Below are 13,412 nucleotides of genomic sequence, written 5' to 3' on the forward strand. Positions count from 1 at the left end.
GCAATCTAAGAGGCACGTGTACTACATGACTGATATTCAAACCACTTTTGCTGAGCTGGGCCTGAACGCCGACATCCTCGAATCACTGAACGGTATGGGCTACGTTAAGCCATCGCCAATCCAGGCTGAGTGTATTCCTCACCTGCTGGCGGGCCGTGATGTGCTGGGTATGGCGCAGACCGGTAGTGGTAAAACAGCAGCGTTCTCGCTGCCGCTGCTGAACAACGTTGATCCTTCTGTCCGCGCACCGCAAATCCTGGTGCTGGCGCCGACCCGCGAACTGGCGGTTCAGGTGGCTGAAGCGATGACAGAATTCTCTAAACACATGCGCGGTATTAATGTCGTGGCCCTGTACGGTGGCCAGCGTTATGACGTGCAGCTGCGCGCACTGCGCCAGGGTCCACAGATCGTGGTTGGTACCCCGGGCCGTCTGCTGGATCACCTGAAACGCGGTACCCTGGACCTGTCCAGCCTGCGTGGTCTGGTACTGGACGAAGCCGATGAAATGCTGCGTATGGGCTTCATCGAAGACGTTGAAACCATCATGGCGCAGATCCCGGAAGGTCATCAGACCGCACTGTTCTCTGCAACCATGCCGGAAGCGATTCGCCGTATCACTAAGCGTTTCATGAAGGATCCGCAGGAAGTGCGCATCCAGTCCAGCATCACTACACGCCCGGACATTTCTCAGTCTTACTGGACCGCTTACGGCCGTAAGTCTGACGCGCTGGTGCGCTTCCTCGAAGCGGAAGACTTCGATGCTGCCATCATCTTCGTGCGCACCAAAAATGCCACGCTGGAAGTCGCAGAAACGCTGGAGCGTAACGGCTACAACAGCGCCGCGCTGAACGGTGACATGAACCAGGCGCTGCGTGAGCAGACGCTGGAGCGCCTGAAAGACGGTCGTCTGGATATCCTGATCGCGACTGACGTTGCGGCCCGTGGTCTGGACGTTGAGCGTATTAGCCTGGTGGTTAACTACGACATCCCGATGGATGCCGAATCGTATGTGCACCGTATCGGCCGTACCGGTCGTGCGGGTCGTGCTGGCCGTGCGCTGCTGTTCGTTGAGAACCGCGAGCGTCGTCTGCTGCGCAACATCGAACGCACCATGAAGCTGACTATTCCGGAAGTTGAGCTGCCTAACGCCGAGCTGCTGAGTCAGCGTCGTCTGGCGCAGTTCGCTGCGAAAGTTCAGCAGCAGCTGGAAAGCAGCGATCTGGATCAGTACCGTGCGCTGCTGGCAAAAATGCAGCCAGAAGAAGAGCTGGATATGGAAACGCTGGCCGCTGCACTGCTGAAAATGGCGCAGGGCGAACGTCCACTGATTCTGCCACCGGATGCACCACGTCCACAGCGTCGTGAATTCCGCGATCGCGATGAGCGTGGCGGCGACCGTCCACGTCGTGACAGCCGTGACAGCCGCGAAGGTGGCGATCGTCCACGTCGCGAACGTCGTGACGTTGGCGAAATGCAGCTGTACCGCATTGAAGTGGGCCGTGATGACGGTGTTGAAGTGCGTCATATCGTGGGCGCGATTGCTAACGAAGGCGACATCAGCAGCCGTTACATCGGTAACATCAAGCTGTTTGGTACTCACTCCACTATCGAGCTGCCAAAAGGCATGCCGGGTGAAGTTCTGCAGCACTTCACGCGCACGCGTATTCTCAACAAGCCGATGAATATGCAGCTGCTGGGCGATGCACAGCCACACGAGCGCACCGAGCGTCGTAGCGGCGGTCGTGACTTCGGTGGTGAGCGCCGTGGTAACCGCGAGGGTGGCAACCGTGAAGGTGGCGCACCGCGTCGTTTCTCTGAGCGTCGCGAAGGCGGTCGTGAAGGCGGACGTTTCAGCCGTGAAGGTGGCCGTGGCCCACGTCGCGACGAAGGCGCAGCTGCACCACGTCGTCGTGATGCATAAGCGTTAATCGCTTAAAAATAAAAAGGACGCGCAAGCGTCCTTTTTTTATGTCTGTAACGCGGGCTTTACACGCCGCCGGCTATCAGCACCCGCTCACCGGTAACATAAGCCGACTCCTCCGACGCCAGAAACAGCGCCACCTGCGCCACATCCTCCGGCAGACCAAAGCGTCCCAGCGGCGTGGCCGCGATCAGCTGCGCTTTAAATTCCGCATTCATTTTTTTCGCTGCCAGCAGCCCTTCGGTCAGAATGATCCCCGGTGCCAGCGCGTTGACGCGAATGTTGCGCGGGCCCAGCTCACGTGCCAGCCCCTGCGTTAAGGTATCGATCGCGCCCTTGGTCGCTGACCACAGTACCGAGCCGGGCAGGCTGCGCTGGCTGTTTAGCGCGCTGAGGTTAATGATGCAGCCGCCGCGCGCCGGGAAATGCTGCGCCGCCTGCTGGCACACCAGCAGCGTACCGAGCAGATTGACGTTGAGCTGCTGCTGCATGTCGCTGACGCTGAGGCTGGCGAAGTCGCCATGGTGAAACATGCCGGCGTTGTTGACCACGATGTCTGGCGCGCCAAACTGCGCAATACTGCTGGCGAACAGGCGTTGCACGTCAGCTTCACGGGATATATCGGCCTGTACGGCTATGGCGTCGCTTCCCAGCGCGCAGATATCGGTCACCACATCCGCCGCGCCCGCTTCATCCTGACGATAATTCACCACCACCCGGGCGCCGGCCGCGGCGAAAGTCATGGCGATGGCGGCGCCAATGCCTTTCGACGCGCCCGTCACCAGCGCAATTTTGCCTTCAAGTGCTTGCATTGTGTCTCTCCACCTGAGATTTCGGGTGAGTAAAGCATGCGCTGTTGCCGCTTTGTGCGGTAGCGCAATCCTGCAAGCTTTTTGCACGATCCTGCAAATCTGTGGCGCAGGGACTAGGCGCAACCGCATCGGCAGGTAAGAATGGGGATTCAGTGATTTTTCATCGCGGAGTGCATAACGCATGATTCATCAGGAACAGTGGCAGCAGCTGGTGGCGATGATTGCCCGTCACGCGCAGCAGGATGGGCGTACCGCCAGCGCGATTGACTTTCTCTCTTTTGGCCGCAGCTCGCACCCCTCCAGCCTGGCGCATATTGCCAGCTGGGCGGGGTTTGCGCTGATGGCCCAGGGCCAGAAAGCACTGCGCATGGGCGATGATGTGATGCATTACGGGCCGGGCGATCTGCTGCTGGTCACCATGGACATGCCGGTGCAGTCCTGCGTGGTGCTGGCGACACCAGAGAAACCCTGTCTTGGCGTCGGCATCACCATCAACGAAGCGCGCCTGCTGCGCTATCTGGAGCATTTCCCGCCGCAGCAGATTGGCAGCGCCGCCCCAGAACGCAGCATTACCGTGCACAAAGTCGCGCCGCCGCTGGTGGATGCGGTGATGCGGCTGGTGGCGCTGCTGGATCAGCCGCAGGATATCGCCGCGCTGGCACCGCTGATTGAGCAGGAGATTTTCTATCGCCTGCTGACCGGGCCGGAAGGGCCGCGCATTCTGAACATGGCGCTGACCGAGCGCCCGGGCAACAAAGTGGCGCGCGCGGCGCGCTGGCTGCGCGAAAACTTTCATCAACCGCTGAAGGTGGATCAGCTGGCCAGCAGCGTTGGCATGAGCATTTCATCGCTGCACCATCACTTTAAAGCGGTTACGGCGATGACGCCGATGCAGTATCAGAAGCAGCTGCGGCTCAACGAAGCGCGCCGGCTGATGATGATTGAGAAGCTGGATGCCGGGACGGCGGGCTATCGGGTGGGCTATCAGAGTGCGTCGCAGTTCAGCCGGGAGTACAGCCGTTTTTACGGGCAGTCTCCGGCGCGCGATGTGCGCAAGATGGCGGTGGGGCCGGAAGGACTCCTCTCCCCACCGCAGTAAGGCTTACAGTGTGCGTGCGGCTTCCATCGCCAGCGCGAACGAACGCAGGCGCGCCTGCGGATCGTAAATCTGGCCGTTGACCATGATCTCATCCGCCTGGGTTTCGCGCAGCAGCGCGGCAAGGCCGTGGCGCACTTTATCTTTATCGCCCACCACCGACATGCTCAGCGCCTGCTGCACGCCATACTGTTCGGACGGCGACCACAGGTTATCCATGTTCTCCACCGGCGCCGGCAGCGGGCCGGGCTTGCCGCGACGCAGATTAATGAACTGCTGCTGCATCGAGGTGAACAGGAAGCGCGCATCACGATCGCTGTCTGCCGCCACCACGTTGACACACACCATAGCGTAAGGTTTTGCCAGGCGCGCAGAGGGCTGGAATTTTTCGCGATACAGGTGCAGCGCCTGCAACAGCAGGTCTGGCGCGAAGTGCGAAGCAAAGGCAAACGGCAGACCAAGCTGCGCCGCCAGCTGCGCGCTATACAGGCTGGAACCCAGCAGCCACACCGGAATTTTCAGCCCGAGGCCAGGCACCGGCTGTACCGGCGGATGTTCGCCCTCTTCGGCATCGAACCAGCGGATCAGATCGGCCACATCTTCCGGGAAGCTGTCGGCCTGGGCGCTCGAAAGATGACGGCGCAGCGCCAGCATGGTGCGCTGATCGGAGCCGGGCGCGCGGCCCAGTCCGAGATCGATACGGCCAGGGTAGAGGGATTCCAGGGTGCCAAACTGTTCGGCAATCACCAGCGGTGCGTGGTTAGGCAGCATGATCCCGCCGGAGCCGAGGCGCAGCGTTTCGGTGTTAGCGGCGAGATAGCCAATCAGCACCGACGTTGCGGCGCTGGCGATGCCGGTCATGTTGTGGTGTTCGGCCAGCCAGTAGCGATGAAAGCCAAGGGCTTCAGCCTGACGCGCCAGCGCCAGCGAATTATGGAAGGCATCGCGCGCAGACGAGCCTTGCGGAATGGGGGCCAGATCCAGCACGGACAGGCGAACAGTTTTCTTCTCAGACATGGGTACTCCAGCAAAGGATGGCGCAGGTGATAAGTAAACCTGCACCAGTCAGTATTACGTATCATTACCCATATTAAAACTGCTAATAACGGCAGGAATATAGCCGGAATGTGCCTTTAACCGCCGCTATCCAGCGCCATTCCGGCCAGGCGGCGCCAGTAACCGTTGCTGTCGCTGCCGCGCGCCATCATCAGCGGCGCTTCACCCGCTTCGTTAGCGCGGAAGCGATCAACCTGTGCCAGCGTGCGCTCATCCTGCGGCGACAGGCGCACAATATCGATCCAGCCATGCATACCGGCGAGATCGTTGCCAAGGTTGTAACAGTAGCCGCTCATGGTCTGAATGCCGTTCAGGACAAATACCTGCTGGCCCTCCTGCGACAGCACGCGGCGCCCGGTGGGATAATCAATACAGCAGGTCTGGCAATCATCTTTGGCACGGTTTTCGGAACGCGCGGTAAAACAGCGCGCCGACAGCGCCAGCGGCAGATGGCCATAGCCGAGCACTTCAACCTCAAACCGGTCGCGCAGGCCAGCGTCATGGCACTGCTGCAACAGCTGAATCAGCCAGTCGCGTGACATCTCCACCGGCATGCACCAGCGCGTCATGCCCTCCTGTAGCAGCAGCTGGAGCGTCTGCGCGTTATACACATTCAGGGTGGGACCGGCGACAAACGGCAGTTTGCGCTCTGCCGCCATGTTCACGGTGCCAATATCGTTGGCTTCCAGTAAGAACTCACCGTTTTCAACATAGCGGCGCAGCTCTTTGACTTCCGAAGGCGACTGCAGCAGCGCCAGCGTGCTCAGCACCACCTGTTTGCCGCTGGCCGCCAGCGTGCGGCCCATCTCCATCCACTGACTGAACGCAGTGGCGCGGCGTTTGCTGCACACCGCTTCGCCGAGGTAGACAATCTCTGCGCTGCTCTCTGCGGCGCGCTGGTAAAACTGCTCCAGCGTGGCGGTTGGCCAGTACCACAGCACCGGGCCGATGGCGTATTTCATACGGTCTCCTTATTGCCAGTCGCGGTGATAGGCACCGAGCGTGGTCTGGCTGCCTTCGGAAAGCTCACCGAGCGCGCGCATCCACGGATCCTGCACTGTGAACTGTTGCGGATCGGCCATACAGCGATCGATCGCCTGACGCCACACTTTAGCCACCTGTGCCACATAGGCCGGGCTGCGCTGACGTCCTTCAATTTTCACCGACGCGATATTGGCGCGCAGCAGCTCTGGCAGCAGCGCCAGGGTATTCAGGCTGGTGGGCTCTTCCAGCACGTGATAGCGCTGGTTGTCCACTTCGTAGCGCCCTTTGCACAGCGTCGGATAGCCCGCGCTCTCATCGGCGGCGTAACGGTCAATCAGCACTTCGTTCAGGCGCGACTCCATGCCCTGTGCCGTCTGCTGCCAGCGCACAAATTTGGCCGGTGAACAGGCGCCCGCGCTGTTCGGCGACTCGCCGGTCAGCCACGACGAGAGATAGCAGCGGCCTTCGGCCATGATGCACAGGCTGCCAAAGGCGAACACCTCGAGCGGCACCGGCGTTTCGCGCGCCAGCTGCTTCACCTGGTGCATCGACAGCACGCGTGGCAGCACCACGCGACTCAGCGCAAAGTGGCGGTGATAAAACTGAATGGCCTGCAGATTGGTGGCGGATGCCTGCACTGACAGGTGACGTTCAACCTGCGGATAGCGGCTGGCGGCGTACTCCAGCGTGGCGATATCGGCCAGAATCAGCGCATCGGCACCGTTCTGTGCGGCGACGTCAATGGCGCTTTGCCAGCGGTTAAGGCCGTCGGGATGGGCGAAGGTGTTGATCGCCACGTGCAGTTTACGCCGGTGCTGATGCAGGAAGCGCGCGGCTTCTGCCAGTTTCTTATCGGTAAAATTGAGGCCAGCAAAGTGGCGGGCGTTGGTGTCATCTTTCAGGCCGACGTACACCGCGTCAGCGCCGTGCTCCACCGCCGATTTCAGCGCAGGTAAATTCCCCGCCGGACTCAGCAGTTCCATACAATTTCCTCCCCCGGATTCTGAACGCCGTTGAGTGTAAGGAAGCGCAGGTGCAGCAATGTTGATTTAAGGCAGTGAAAGCGGGATTGCCAGGGCGGAATGGAGAATTTTCGCACAGACGCGGGGCGATTTCCTTGATCCCGGTTGAGGCGAAAGCCGACGGATGTGGCAATATAGATAAAATTTTCTCAAGGGAGTGCAGCGCATGTTCGCACGCTTACGCGGCCTGTTAATTGAAAAAGGGCCGGAATTCCTCGCTTTACCGGTGTCGCTAACACCATTCGCCGTGAAAAAAACGGTTTTGCAACAACTCCTAAACTGGCAATTTCGTCATGCTTTGGCTGAAGGTGAGTTAGACTTTCTGCAAGGGCGCTATCTCGGCATTGAGATCGCGGACGTCAATCTGCGCTGGATCACCACGCTGCAGGACGGGCGCCTGACCGTTTCGCGCGATGCCGAAGCAGATGTCTGGTTTCGTGGCGAAGCCAACGATCTGCTGCTGGTAGCAGCACGCAAAGCCGACCCCGATATGTTGTTCTTTCAGCGCCGTCTGGTGATTGAGGGCGACACGGAGCTGGGACTGGAGGTGAAGAATCTGATGGATGCCATAGAACTGGACGCCATGCCCACGCCATTGCGCACGGGGTTGCTGCAGCTGGCTGCTTTTGTTGAGGCAGGAATGACACAGGACGCGAAGGCCGCTGAGGCGCGCGCGGGGATCTCATGTTGATTCGTACTGAAATTGGTGTGGACGCGGCAGGCATCGACAGCCTGTTAAAGCGCAGTTTTGCCACCGCAGCCGAAGCGGAACTGGTACAGCAGCTGCGTGAAGACGGCTTACTCACGCTGGGCGTGGTGGCCACCGATGACGAAGGCCAGGTGCTGGGTTATGCCGCCTTCAGTCCGGTGACGTTGCAGGGCGAGGATCGTAACTGGGTGGCGCTGGCGCCACTGGCGGTTGATGCCTCGGTGCGCAGTCAGGGCATTGCTAAACAGCTGGTGTATGAAGGGCTCGATTCGCTCAATGAGTTCAGCTACAGCGCCGTGGTGGTGCTGGGCGATCCGCAGTTCTACAATCCGCTCGGCTTTGAACCGGCGGCGCGTCACGGCCTGCACTGCCGCTGGCCCGGCAGCGAAGCGGCGTTTCAGGTGTATAAACTGGCGGACGATGCGTTCGATGGGGCAGAAGGGCTGATCGCCTTCTCAGCACCTTTCAATCGTATCGACTAAACCACGCCGTTAAGCAGGCCGGCTGCTGGGCAACCAGCAGCAGTTTCTGCGCCCGGCTCAGCTGTTTTACCTGATACTCCAGCCGGGAAGCCGCCGCGCGATCGCCGGCCGCGCAGTGAAACACCAGCGTCAGTGGACCTTTGCCGCGCAGCGCACGGGCACCGCGCCCCTGCTGGTGCTGCTGCAGGCGACGGTTGACGTCAGTGGTGATGCCGGTATAAAGCATCCCGGCGGCGGTTTGCAGCATATACAGCTGCCAGCCCTGTTCCATTTACAAACCTCGTTTATGTGCTGGCGGGCAGTGTAACGCGCCTGCGGCCGCATCGCTATCAACGCACGGAGTTGCTCTTGTCTGACCATTCTCATCTGATTCGCTATCTGAAAAAACAGCACGTGCTGTCGCTGTGTGCCAGCGACGGCGATGCGCTATGGTGCGCCAACTGTTTCTACGTGTTCGATGAAGCGCGTATGGCGTTCTGGCTGATGACCGAAGCCGATACGCGTCACGGCGCGCTGATGGCGCGTCATCCACGCGTCGCCGGTACGGTGAACGGCCAGCCGAAAACGGTGCTGCTGATTAAAGGCGTGCAGTATAGTGGTCGTATACAACTGACCGATGAGACGCAGGCGCTGAAGGCCTATCAGTCGCGCTTTCCGGTGGCAAAAAAAGTCACTGCTCCGCTGTGGGAAATTACGCTGGATGAGCTGAAAATGACCGATAACGCGCTGGGGTTTGGCAAAAAGATTGTCTGGCAGCGTTAGCCCGGCACGCGCACAGGCGCACCGGGCGACCGCCTTACGCTGCGTTCAGAATGCGCAGGGATTCGCGGTTAAACGCGGGCAGGTCTTCAGGCGTGCGGCTGGTAACCAGCTTGTCATCATCAACCACCACCTCTTTATCGTAAAAGTCCGCGCCGGCATTACGCAGATCGATGGCGATAGCTTTCACGCAGGTCATTTTGCGACCGCGCACGCCGTTCGCGCTGATCAGCAGCTGCGGACCGTGACAGATGGCGAAAATCGGTTTGCCGCTGGCAACAAACTCTTTGGTAAAGGTGACAAAGCGATCGTCACCGCGCAGCGCGTCAGGCGAATGACCACCGGGCAGCAACAGCGCGTCGAACTCGGCCGGGCTGACATGGTCAATATCCTTGTCGATTTTGACTTCGGCTTTGCCCTGTTTTCCCTTCACGGTTTTGCCCGCCTGCATCTCAATGGTGACCACTTCATGGCCCGCTTTGGTGAAGGCCTCGGCCGGTGAGGTAAACTCTGAGTCTTCAAATTCATCGGTAATCAGAACCGCTATTTTCTTGCTCATCTTTCTCCTCCTTGCTGGTCACGCACCTGCTGTGCGTGACACGTTTCAACAGACAAGTCTGGACCCTGAGCGCGGAAACGCAAGCCAGCCGGCACAGGCGGGATTGGTTAAATTCCGGAGACAGATCAAGTTTAAGCGTGACGACGCTGGCACACGGGCATAACCTGAATAACACTGTGGGATCTGCGTCGCGCCCTCCGCGCGGCATACGTTATTCAGTTGAATACGGAACCGGTTATGACCCAATTCGCCTCACCTGCACCAGCGGCCCGCTTCGCCTGGTGGAAACCGCTGCTGTTCCTCGCTGTGGTGCTTATCGGCCTGTGGTACGTAAAATGGCAGCCTTACTATGGCAAAGCCTTCACGGCCGCAGAAACCCATTCCATCGGCCGCTCTATTCTTGCCAATGTCGCAGATTCGCCGTGGCGCGCCGCGCTGGATTACGCCATGGTCTATTTTCTCGCGGTGTGGAAAGCCGCGGTGCTCGGCGTGGTGCTGGGCTCGCTGGTGCAGGTGCTGATTCCGCGCCGCTGGCTGCTGCGCCTGATGGGCAGCAACCGGCTGGGGGCCACGCTGGTCGGCACCGGTTTTGGCCTGCCGGGCATGATGTGCAGCTGCTGTGCCGCGCCGGTGACCGTCGGCCTGCGCCAGGCGCAGGTTTCAAGCGGCGCGGCGATGGCGTTCTGGCTGGCGAATCCGCTGCTCAATCCGGCAACGCTGGTGTTTATGGGCTTTGTGCTCGGCTGGCAGTTTGCCGCCATTCGGCTGGTGGCGGGTGGGGTGATGGTGCTGGGCATTGCCATGCTGGTGCAGCGCAGCGTGCCGGAAACCGCCGTTGCCGCGCCGCTGTTGCCGCAAGAAAACCATGAACGGTTTGTGACGCGCTGGCTGCGCGTGATGTGGCGGCTGTTCTGTAACACCATTCCGCTCTACATCGTGGCGGTGCTGCTGCTCGCCGCCGCGCGCGTCTGGCTGTTTCCGCACGCGGACGGCGCGGTGGGGAATACGCTGTTCTGGGTGATGCTGATGGCCATCGCCGGCTGCCTGTTTGTGATCCCGACCGCCGCCGAGATCCCCATCGTGCAAACCATGATGCTGGCGGGCATGGGCATCGCACCGGCGCTGGCGCTGCTGGTGACGCTGCCCGCGGTCAGCGTGCCGTCGCTACTGATGCTGCATCGCGCGTTCCCGCCGCGCGCGTTGTGGATCGCCTTCTGCGGCGTGGCCGTCAGCGGCATGCTGCTCGGCATCCTCGCACTGTGGCTGGCGTAGATACCAGATAGTCTGATTGCGGCTGCCGCGCCACAGCAGCCGCGCATCTTTTTCCGCTTCGATGAAACGTCCATCAATCAGCACGTCGATTTCCGCAATCACTTCACGCTGCGCCGCCGTCAGCTCCGCCAGGGTGTAGCCGGTCCACAGCCAGATATCTTTATCCGGACAGTCGCGCCGCACGCGCTTCACCAGCCGGCGAATATGCGGCACATTGTGCGGATGCAGCGGATCGCCGCCGCTCAGCGACAGCCCCTGACGTGGAATGCGTTGATCCTGCAGATCGGCGATCAGTTGCTCCTCCATGGCCAGCGTAAACGGCACGCCGGAGTCAGGCCGCCAGGTGCTCTGGTTGTAGCAGCCGCGACACTGATGTTCGCAGCCCGCGACGAACAGCGTGCAGCGCGTGCCGGGACCATTCACGATATCCACATCGTAGTAGCGATGAATGTGCATCATCCCAGCTGTCCGGTATCAAGGTGTTTGACGCGGCGCTGCACCTCTTCCTGCTTGCCGGCGTTGAACGGCCGCGCATCCGGACTGCCAAGATAGCCGCAGACGCGGCGCGTGACCGAAACGCGCGCCGGATCGTGATTGCCGCAGCACGGACAGGTAAAGCCTTTGCTGGTACAGCTGAACTCGCCGCTGAAGCCGCACTCGTAGCACTCATCGATCGGCGTATTAGTGCCGTAATAGGGCACGCGGTCATAGCTGTAATCCCACACATCCTCCAGCGCCCGCAGGTTGTGCTGAATGTTGGGGTATTCGCCATAACAGATGAAGCCGCCGTTAGCGATGGCCGGGTAGGGCGCTTCAAAGTCGATTTTGTCGTACGGATTGACCTTTTTCTCTACGTCGAGATGGAAGCTGTTGGTGTAATAGCCCTTGTCGGTCACGCCCGGCACTACGCCAAATTCGGCGGCATCAAGGCGACAGAAGCGATCGCACAGGTTTTCACTGGGCGTACTGTACAGGCTAAAGCCGTAGCCGGTTTCCGCTTTCCACGCATCCACCGCCTGGCGCAGATGCGTCACAATCGCCACGCCGGTTGCGCGCAGGTGCGCGGCATCATACGGATGCACGGCGTTGCCGCTTAGCGCGTTAAGCGTTTCATGCAGGCCGATATAGCCCAGCGAGATCGAGGCGCGGCCGTTGCGAAAGATCTTGCCCACCTCGTCGTCCGCGTTGAGCCGTACGCCGCAGGCGCCTTCCATGTAAAGAATCGGTGCGACGCGCGCTTTGGTTTTTTCCAGCCGGGCAATGCGGGTCATCAGCGCCCGCTTCGCCAGTGCCAGACGCGCATCCAGCAGCGTCCAGAAGCGGGCTTCGTCTCCCTGAGCTTCTAACGCAATGCGCGGCAGGTTGAGGCTGATCACGCCGATGTTGTTACGGCCCTCATGAATCTGCTCGCCGTTTTCCTCGTAAACGCCGAGGAAGCTGCGGCAGCCCATCGGCGTTTTAAACGAGCCGGTGACTTCCACCACTTTGTCGTAGTTGAGGATATCCGGATACATGCGCTTGCTGGCACACTCCAGCGCCAGCTGTTTGATGTCGTAATTGATGTCGCTGGCGCGGCGGTTGACGCCTTCGCGAATGGCGAACACCAGCTTAGGAAACACCGCGGTTTTATGGTTTTTGCCCAGCCCGGCAATGCGGTTGCGCAAAATCGATTGCTGAATCAGGCGCGCCGCCCAGTCGGTACCGAGGCCAAAGCCAAAAGTGACGAACGGCGTCTGGCCGTTGGCGGTGTGCAGCGTATTGACTTCGTACTCCAGCGACTGAAACGCGTCGTAGCACTCTTTTTCCGTGCGCGCGCGCGCGTATGCTTCCACGTCAGCAATCTGCCATTCGCGGGCAATCTGGCGATGCTTGTCGAGACTGAGGGTGACAAACGGCGCCAGCACTTCGTCAATGCGGTTAATGGTGGTGCCGCCGTAAATATGGCTGGCGACCTGCGCGATGATCTGCGCCGTCACCGCGGTGGCGGTGGCGATGGATTTTGGCGGTTCAATCTCGGCGTTACCCATTTTGAAGCCGTGCGTCAGCATGCCGTGCAGATCGATTAGCATGCAGTTAAACATCGGGAAGAAGGGAGAGTAGTCGAGGTCGTGATAGTGGATTTCCCCACGCTCGTGCGCCAGCACCACATCGCGCGGCAGCAACTGCTGCTGGGCATAATGTTTGGCCACGATGCCGGCCAGCAGGTCGCGCTGCGTCGGGATCACTTTGCTGTCTTTGTTGGCGTTTTCGTTGAGCAGCGCCGCGTTGGTCTGTTCCACCAGGCCGCGAATGGCATGATGCAGCTTGCCGCGCTGCTCGCGCGCCAGATCCCGGTCGTGACGGTATTCGATATAGGCGCGCGCCAGCTGTGGCCAGCGTCCGCTCATCAGCGCCTCTTCCACGGCACACTGGATGTCACGAATATCGACCTCAGCCTGGGTTGCCAGCTGCGCGCTGACCTGCTGAGCGACCGTCGTGCACCAGGCCAGGTCGTCAACCTGGGCGGCCTGCGCGGCGGCCCGCACTGCAGCTTCAATGCGCCGGGCATCAAACGGCACCCTGCAGCCGTCACGCTTAATCACTACCGTTGCCATCTTCCCTTTCTCCGCTGGAAACTACATGTAGATAATTTTAAGGAGTGTAATCGCAACATGTGGTGTTTCGGAGGAAATTAATCGCACTGTTTTTGACCTATAGCAAAGAAGCGCGGCCAGCGCCTGAAAGCCGTGCAGTGGTCAAC

13 protein-coding genes and 1 pseudogene are annotated in these 13,412 nt (G+C 60.3%); 6 read left to right on the plus strand and 8 right to left on the minus strand.

What is annotated here, in order from left to right; genetic code table 11:
* Window positions 1–25: 25 nt before the first annotated feature.
* Window positions 26–1,921, plus strand: a complete 1,896-nt coding sequence (locus OXR61_RS07335; RefSeq protein WP_021507696.1) for a DEAD/DEAH family ATP-dependent RNA helicase — start codon at window positions 26–28, stop codon at window positions 1,919–1,921.
* A gap of 65 nt (window positions 1,922–1,986) precedes the next feature.
* Here OXR61_RS07335 and OXR61_RS07340 read toward each other — a convergent pair whose 3' ends face one another.
* A complete protein-coding gene (locus OXR61_RS07340) occupies window positions 1,987–2,733 on the minus strand; it encodes a glucose 1-dehydrogenase (RefSeq protein ID WP_021507695.1) in 747 nt (248 codons plus the stop codon).
* A 181-nt stretch (window positions 2,734–2,914) separates the two neighbouring features.
* On the opposite strand from OXR61_RS07340, the gene OXR61_RS07345 reads away from it, so the two are divergent.
* Window positions 2,915–3,832 (plus strand): AraC family transcriptional regulator, encoded by a 918-nt coding sequence (locus tag OXR61_RS07345; RefSeq protein ID WP_021507694.1) that lies wholly within the window; start codon window positions 2,915–2,917, stop codon window positions 3,830–3,832.
* Window positions 3,833–3,835: 3 nt separating this feature from the next.
* On the opposite strand, the gene OXR61_RS07350 is transcribed toward OXR61_RS07345, so the two are convergent.
* The 3 genes from OXR61_RS07350 to OXR61_RS07360 form a co-directional block, all read right to left on the minus strand.
* Window positions 3,836–4,846 (minus strand): LLM class flavin-dependent oxidoreductase, encoded by a 1,011-nt coding sequence (locus OXR61_RS07350; RefSeq protein ID WP_021507693.1) that lies wholly within the window; start codon window positions 4,844–4,846, stop codon window positions 3,836–3,838.
* 116 nt (window positions 4,847–4,962) lie between these two features.
* Window positions 4,963–5,847, minus strand: coding sequence for a U32 family peptidase (locus OXR61_RS07355; protein ID WP_021507692.1), 885 nt, complete (start codon window positions 5,845–5,847; stop codon window positions 4,963–4,965).
* Window positions 5,848–5,856: 9 nt separating this feature from the next.
* Complete coding sequence (locus OXR61_RS07360) at window positions 5,857–6,852, minus strand: peptidase U32 family protein (RefSeq protein WP_267411603.1); 996 nt, start codon at window positions 6,850–6,852, stop codon at window positions 5,857–5,859.
* A 205-nt stretch (window positions 6,853–7,057) separates the two neighbouring features.
* On the opposite strand from OXR61_RS07360, the gene OXR61_RS07365 reads away from it, so the two are divergent.
* Together OXR61_RS07365 and OXR61_RS07370 are read left to right on the plus strand one after the other, a co-directional pair.
* Complete coding sequence (locus tag OXR61_RS07365; protein WP_058759570.1) at window positions 7,058–7,582, plus strand: SCP2 domain-containing protein; 525 nt, start codon at window positions 7,058–7,060, stop codon at window positions 7,580–7,582.
* Complete coding sequence (locus OXR61_RS07370; protein ID WP_021507689.1) at window positions 7,576–8,082, plus strand: N-acetyltransferase; 507 nt, start codon at window positions 7,576–7,578, stop codon at window positions 8,080–8,082. Before OXR61_RS07365 ends, OXR61_RS07370 begins: the two co-directional genes overlap by 7 nt.
* Here the strand turns inward: OXR61_RS07370 and OXR61_RS07375 are convergent.
* The gene (locus OXR61_RS07375; RefSeq protein ID WP_021507688.1) at window positions 8,066–8,353 is read right to left on the minus strand and encodes a GIY-YIG nuclease family protein; all 288 of its coding nucleotides are present in this window, start codon (window positions 8,351–8,353) and stop codon (window positions 8,066–8,068) included. The two genes, OXR61_RS07370 and OXR61_RS07375, sit on opposite strands and share 17 nt — an antisense overlap.
* A 77-nt stretch (window positions 8,354–8,430) precedes the next feature.
* Here OXR61_RS07375 and OXR61_RS07380 point away from each other — a divergent pair, with 77 nt between their 5' ends.
* Window positions 8,431–8,844, plus strand: a complete 414-nt coding sequence (locus OXR61_RS07380) for a YhbP family protein (protein WP_021507687.1) — start codon at window positions 8,431–8,433, stop codon at window positions 8,842–8,844.
* Window positions 8,845–8,878: 34 nt separating this feature from the next.
* Here the strand turns inward: OXR61_RS07380 and OXR61_RS07385 are convergent, their stop codons facing one another.
* A complete protein-coding gene (locus OXR61_RS07385) occupies window positions 8,879–9,400 on the minus strand; it encodes a type 1 glutamine amidotransferase domain-containing protein (protein ID WP_021507686.1) in 522 nt (173 codons plus the stop codon).
* 237 nt (window positions 9,401–9,637) lie between these two features.
* Between OXR61_RS07385 and OXR61_RS07390 the strand changes: the two genes are divergently transcribed.
* A complete protein-coding gene (locus tag OXR61_RS07390; RefSeq protein WP_031279731.1) occupies window positions 9,638–10,672 on the plus strand; it encodes a permease in 1,035 nt (344 codons plus the stop codon).
* On the opposite strand, the pseudogene nrdG reads toward OXR61_RS07390, so the two are convergent.
* A pseudogene (gene nrdG / locus OXR61_RS07395) lies at window positions 10,667–11,131 on the minus strand (anaerobic ribonucleoside-triphosphate reductase-activating protein); the annotation flags it as partial. The gene OXR61_RS07390 and the pseudogene nrdG sit on opposite strands and share 6 nt — an antisense overlap.
* On the minus strand, window positions 11,128–13,266 hold the full coding sequence (gene nrdD / locus OXR61_RS07400; protein ID WP_021507682.1) for an anaerobic ribonucleoside-triphosphate reductase: 2,139 nt from the start codon (window positions 13,264–13,266) through the stop codon (window positions 11,128–11,130). The gene nrdD and the pseudogene nrdG, both read right to left, overlap by 4 nt.
* Window positions 13,267–13,412: the final 146 nt, after the last annotated feature.

The sequence above is a fragment of the Pantoea sp. GM_Pan_4 genome, from assembly GCF_026541005.1.
In the GTDB taxonomy this organism is placed as follows: Bacteria; Pseudomonadota; Gammaproteobacteria; order Enterobacterales; family Enterobacteriaceae; genus Pantoea; species Pantoea dispersa.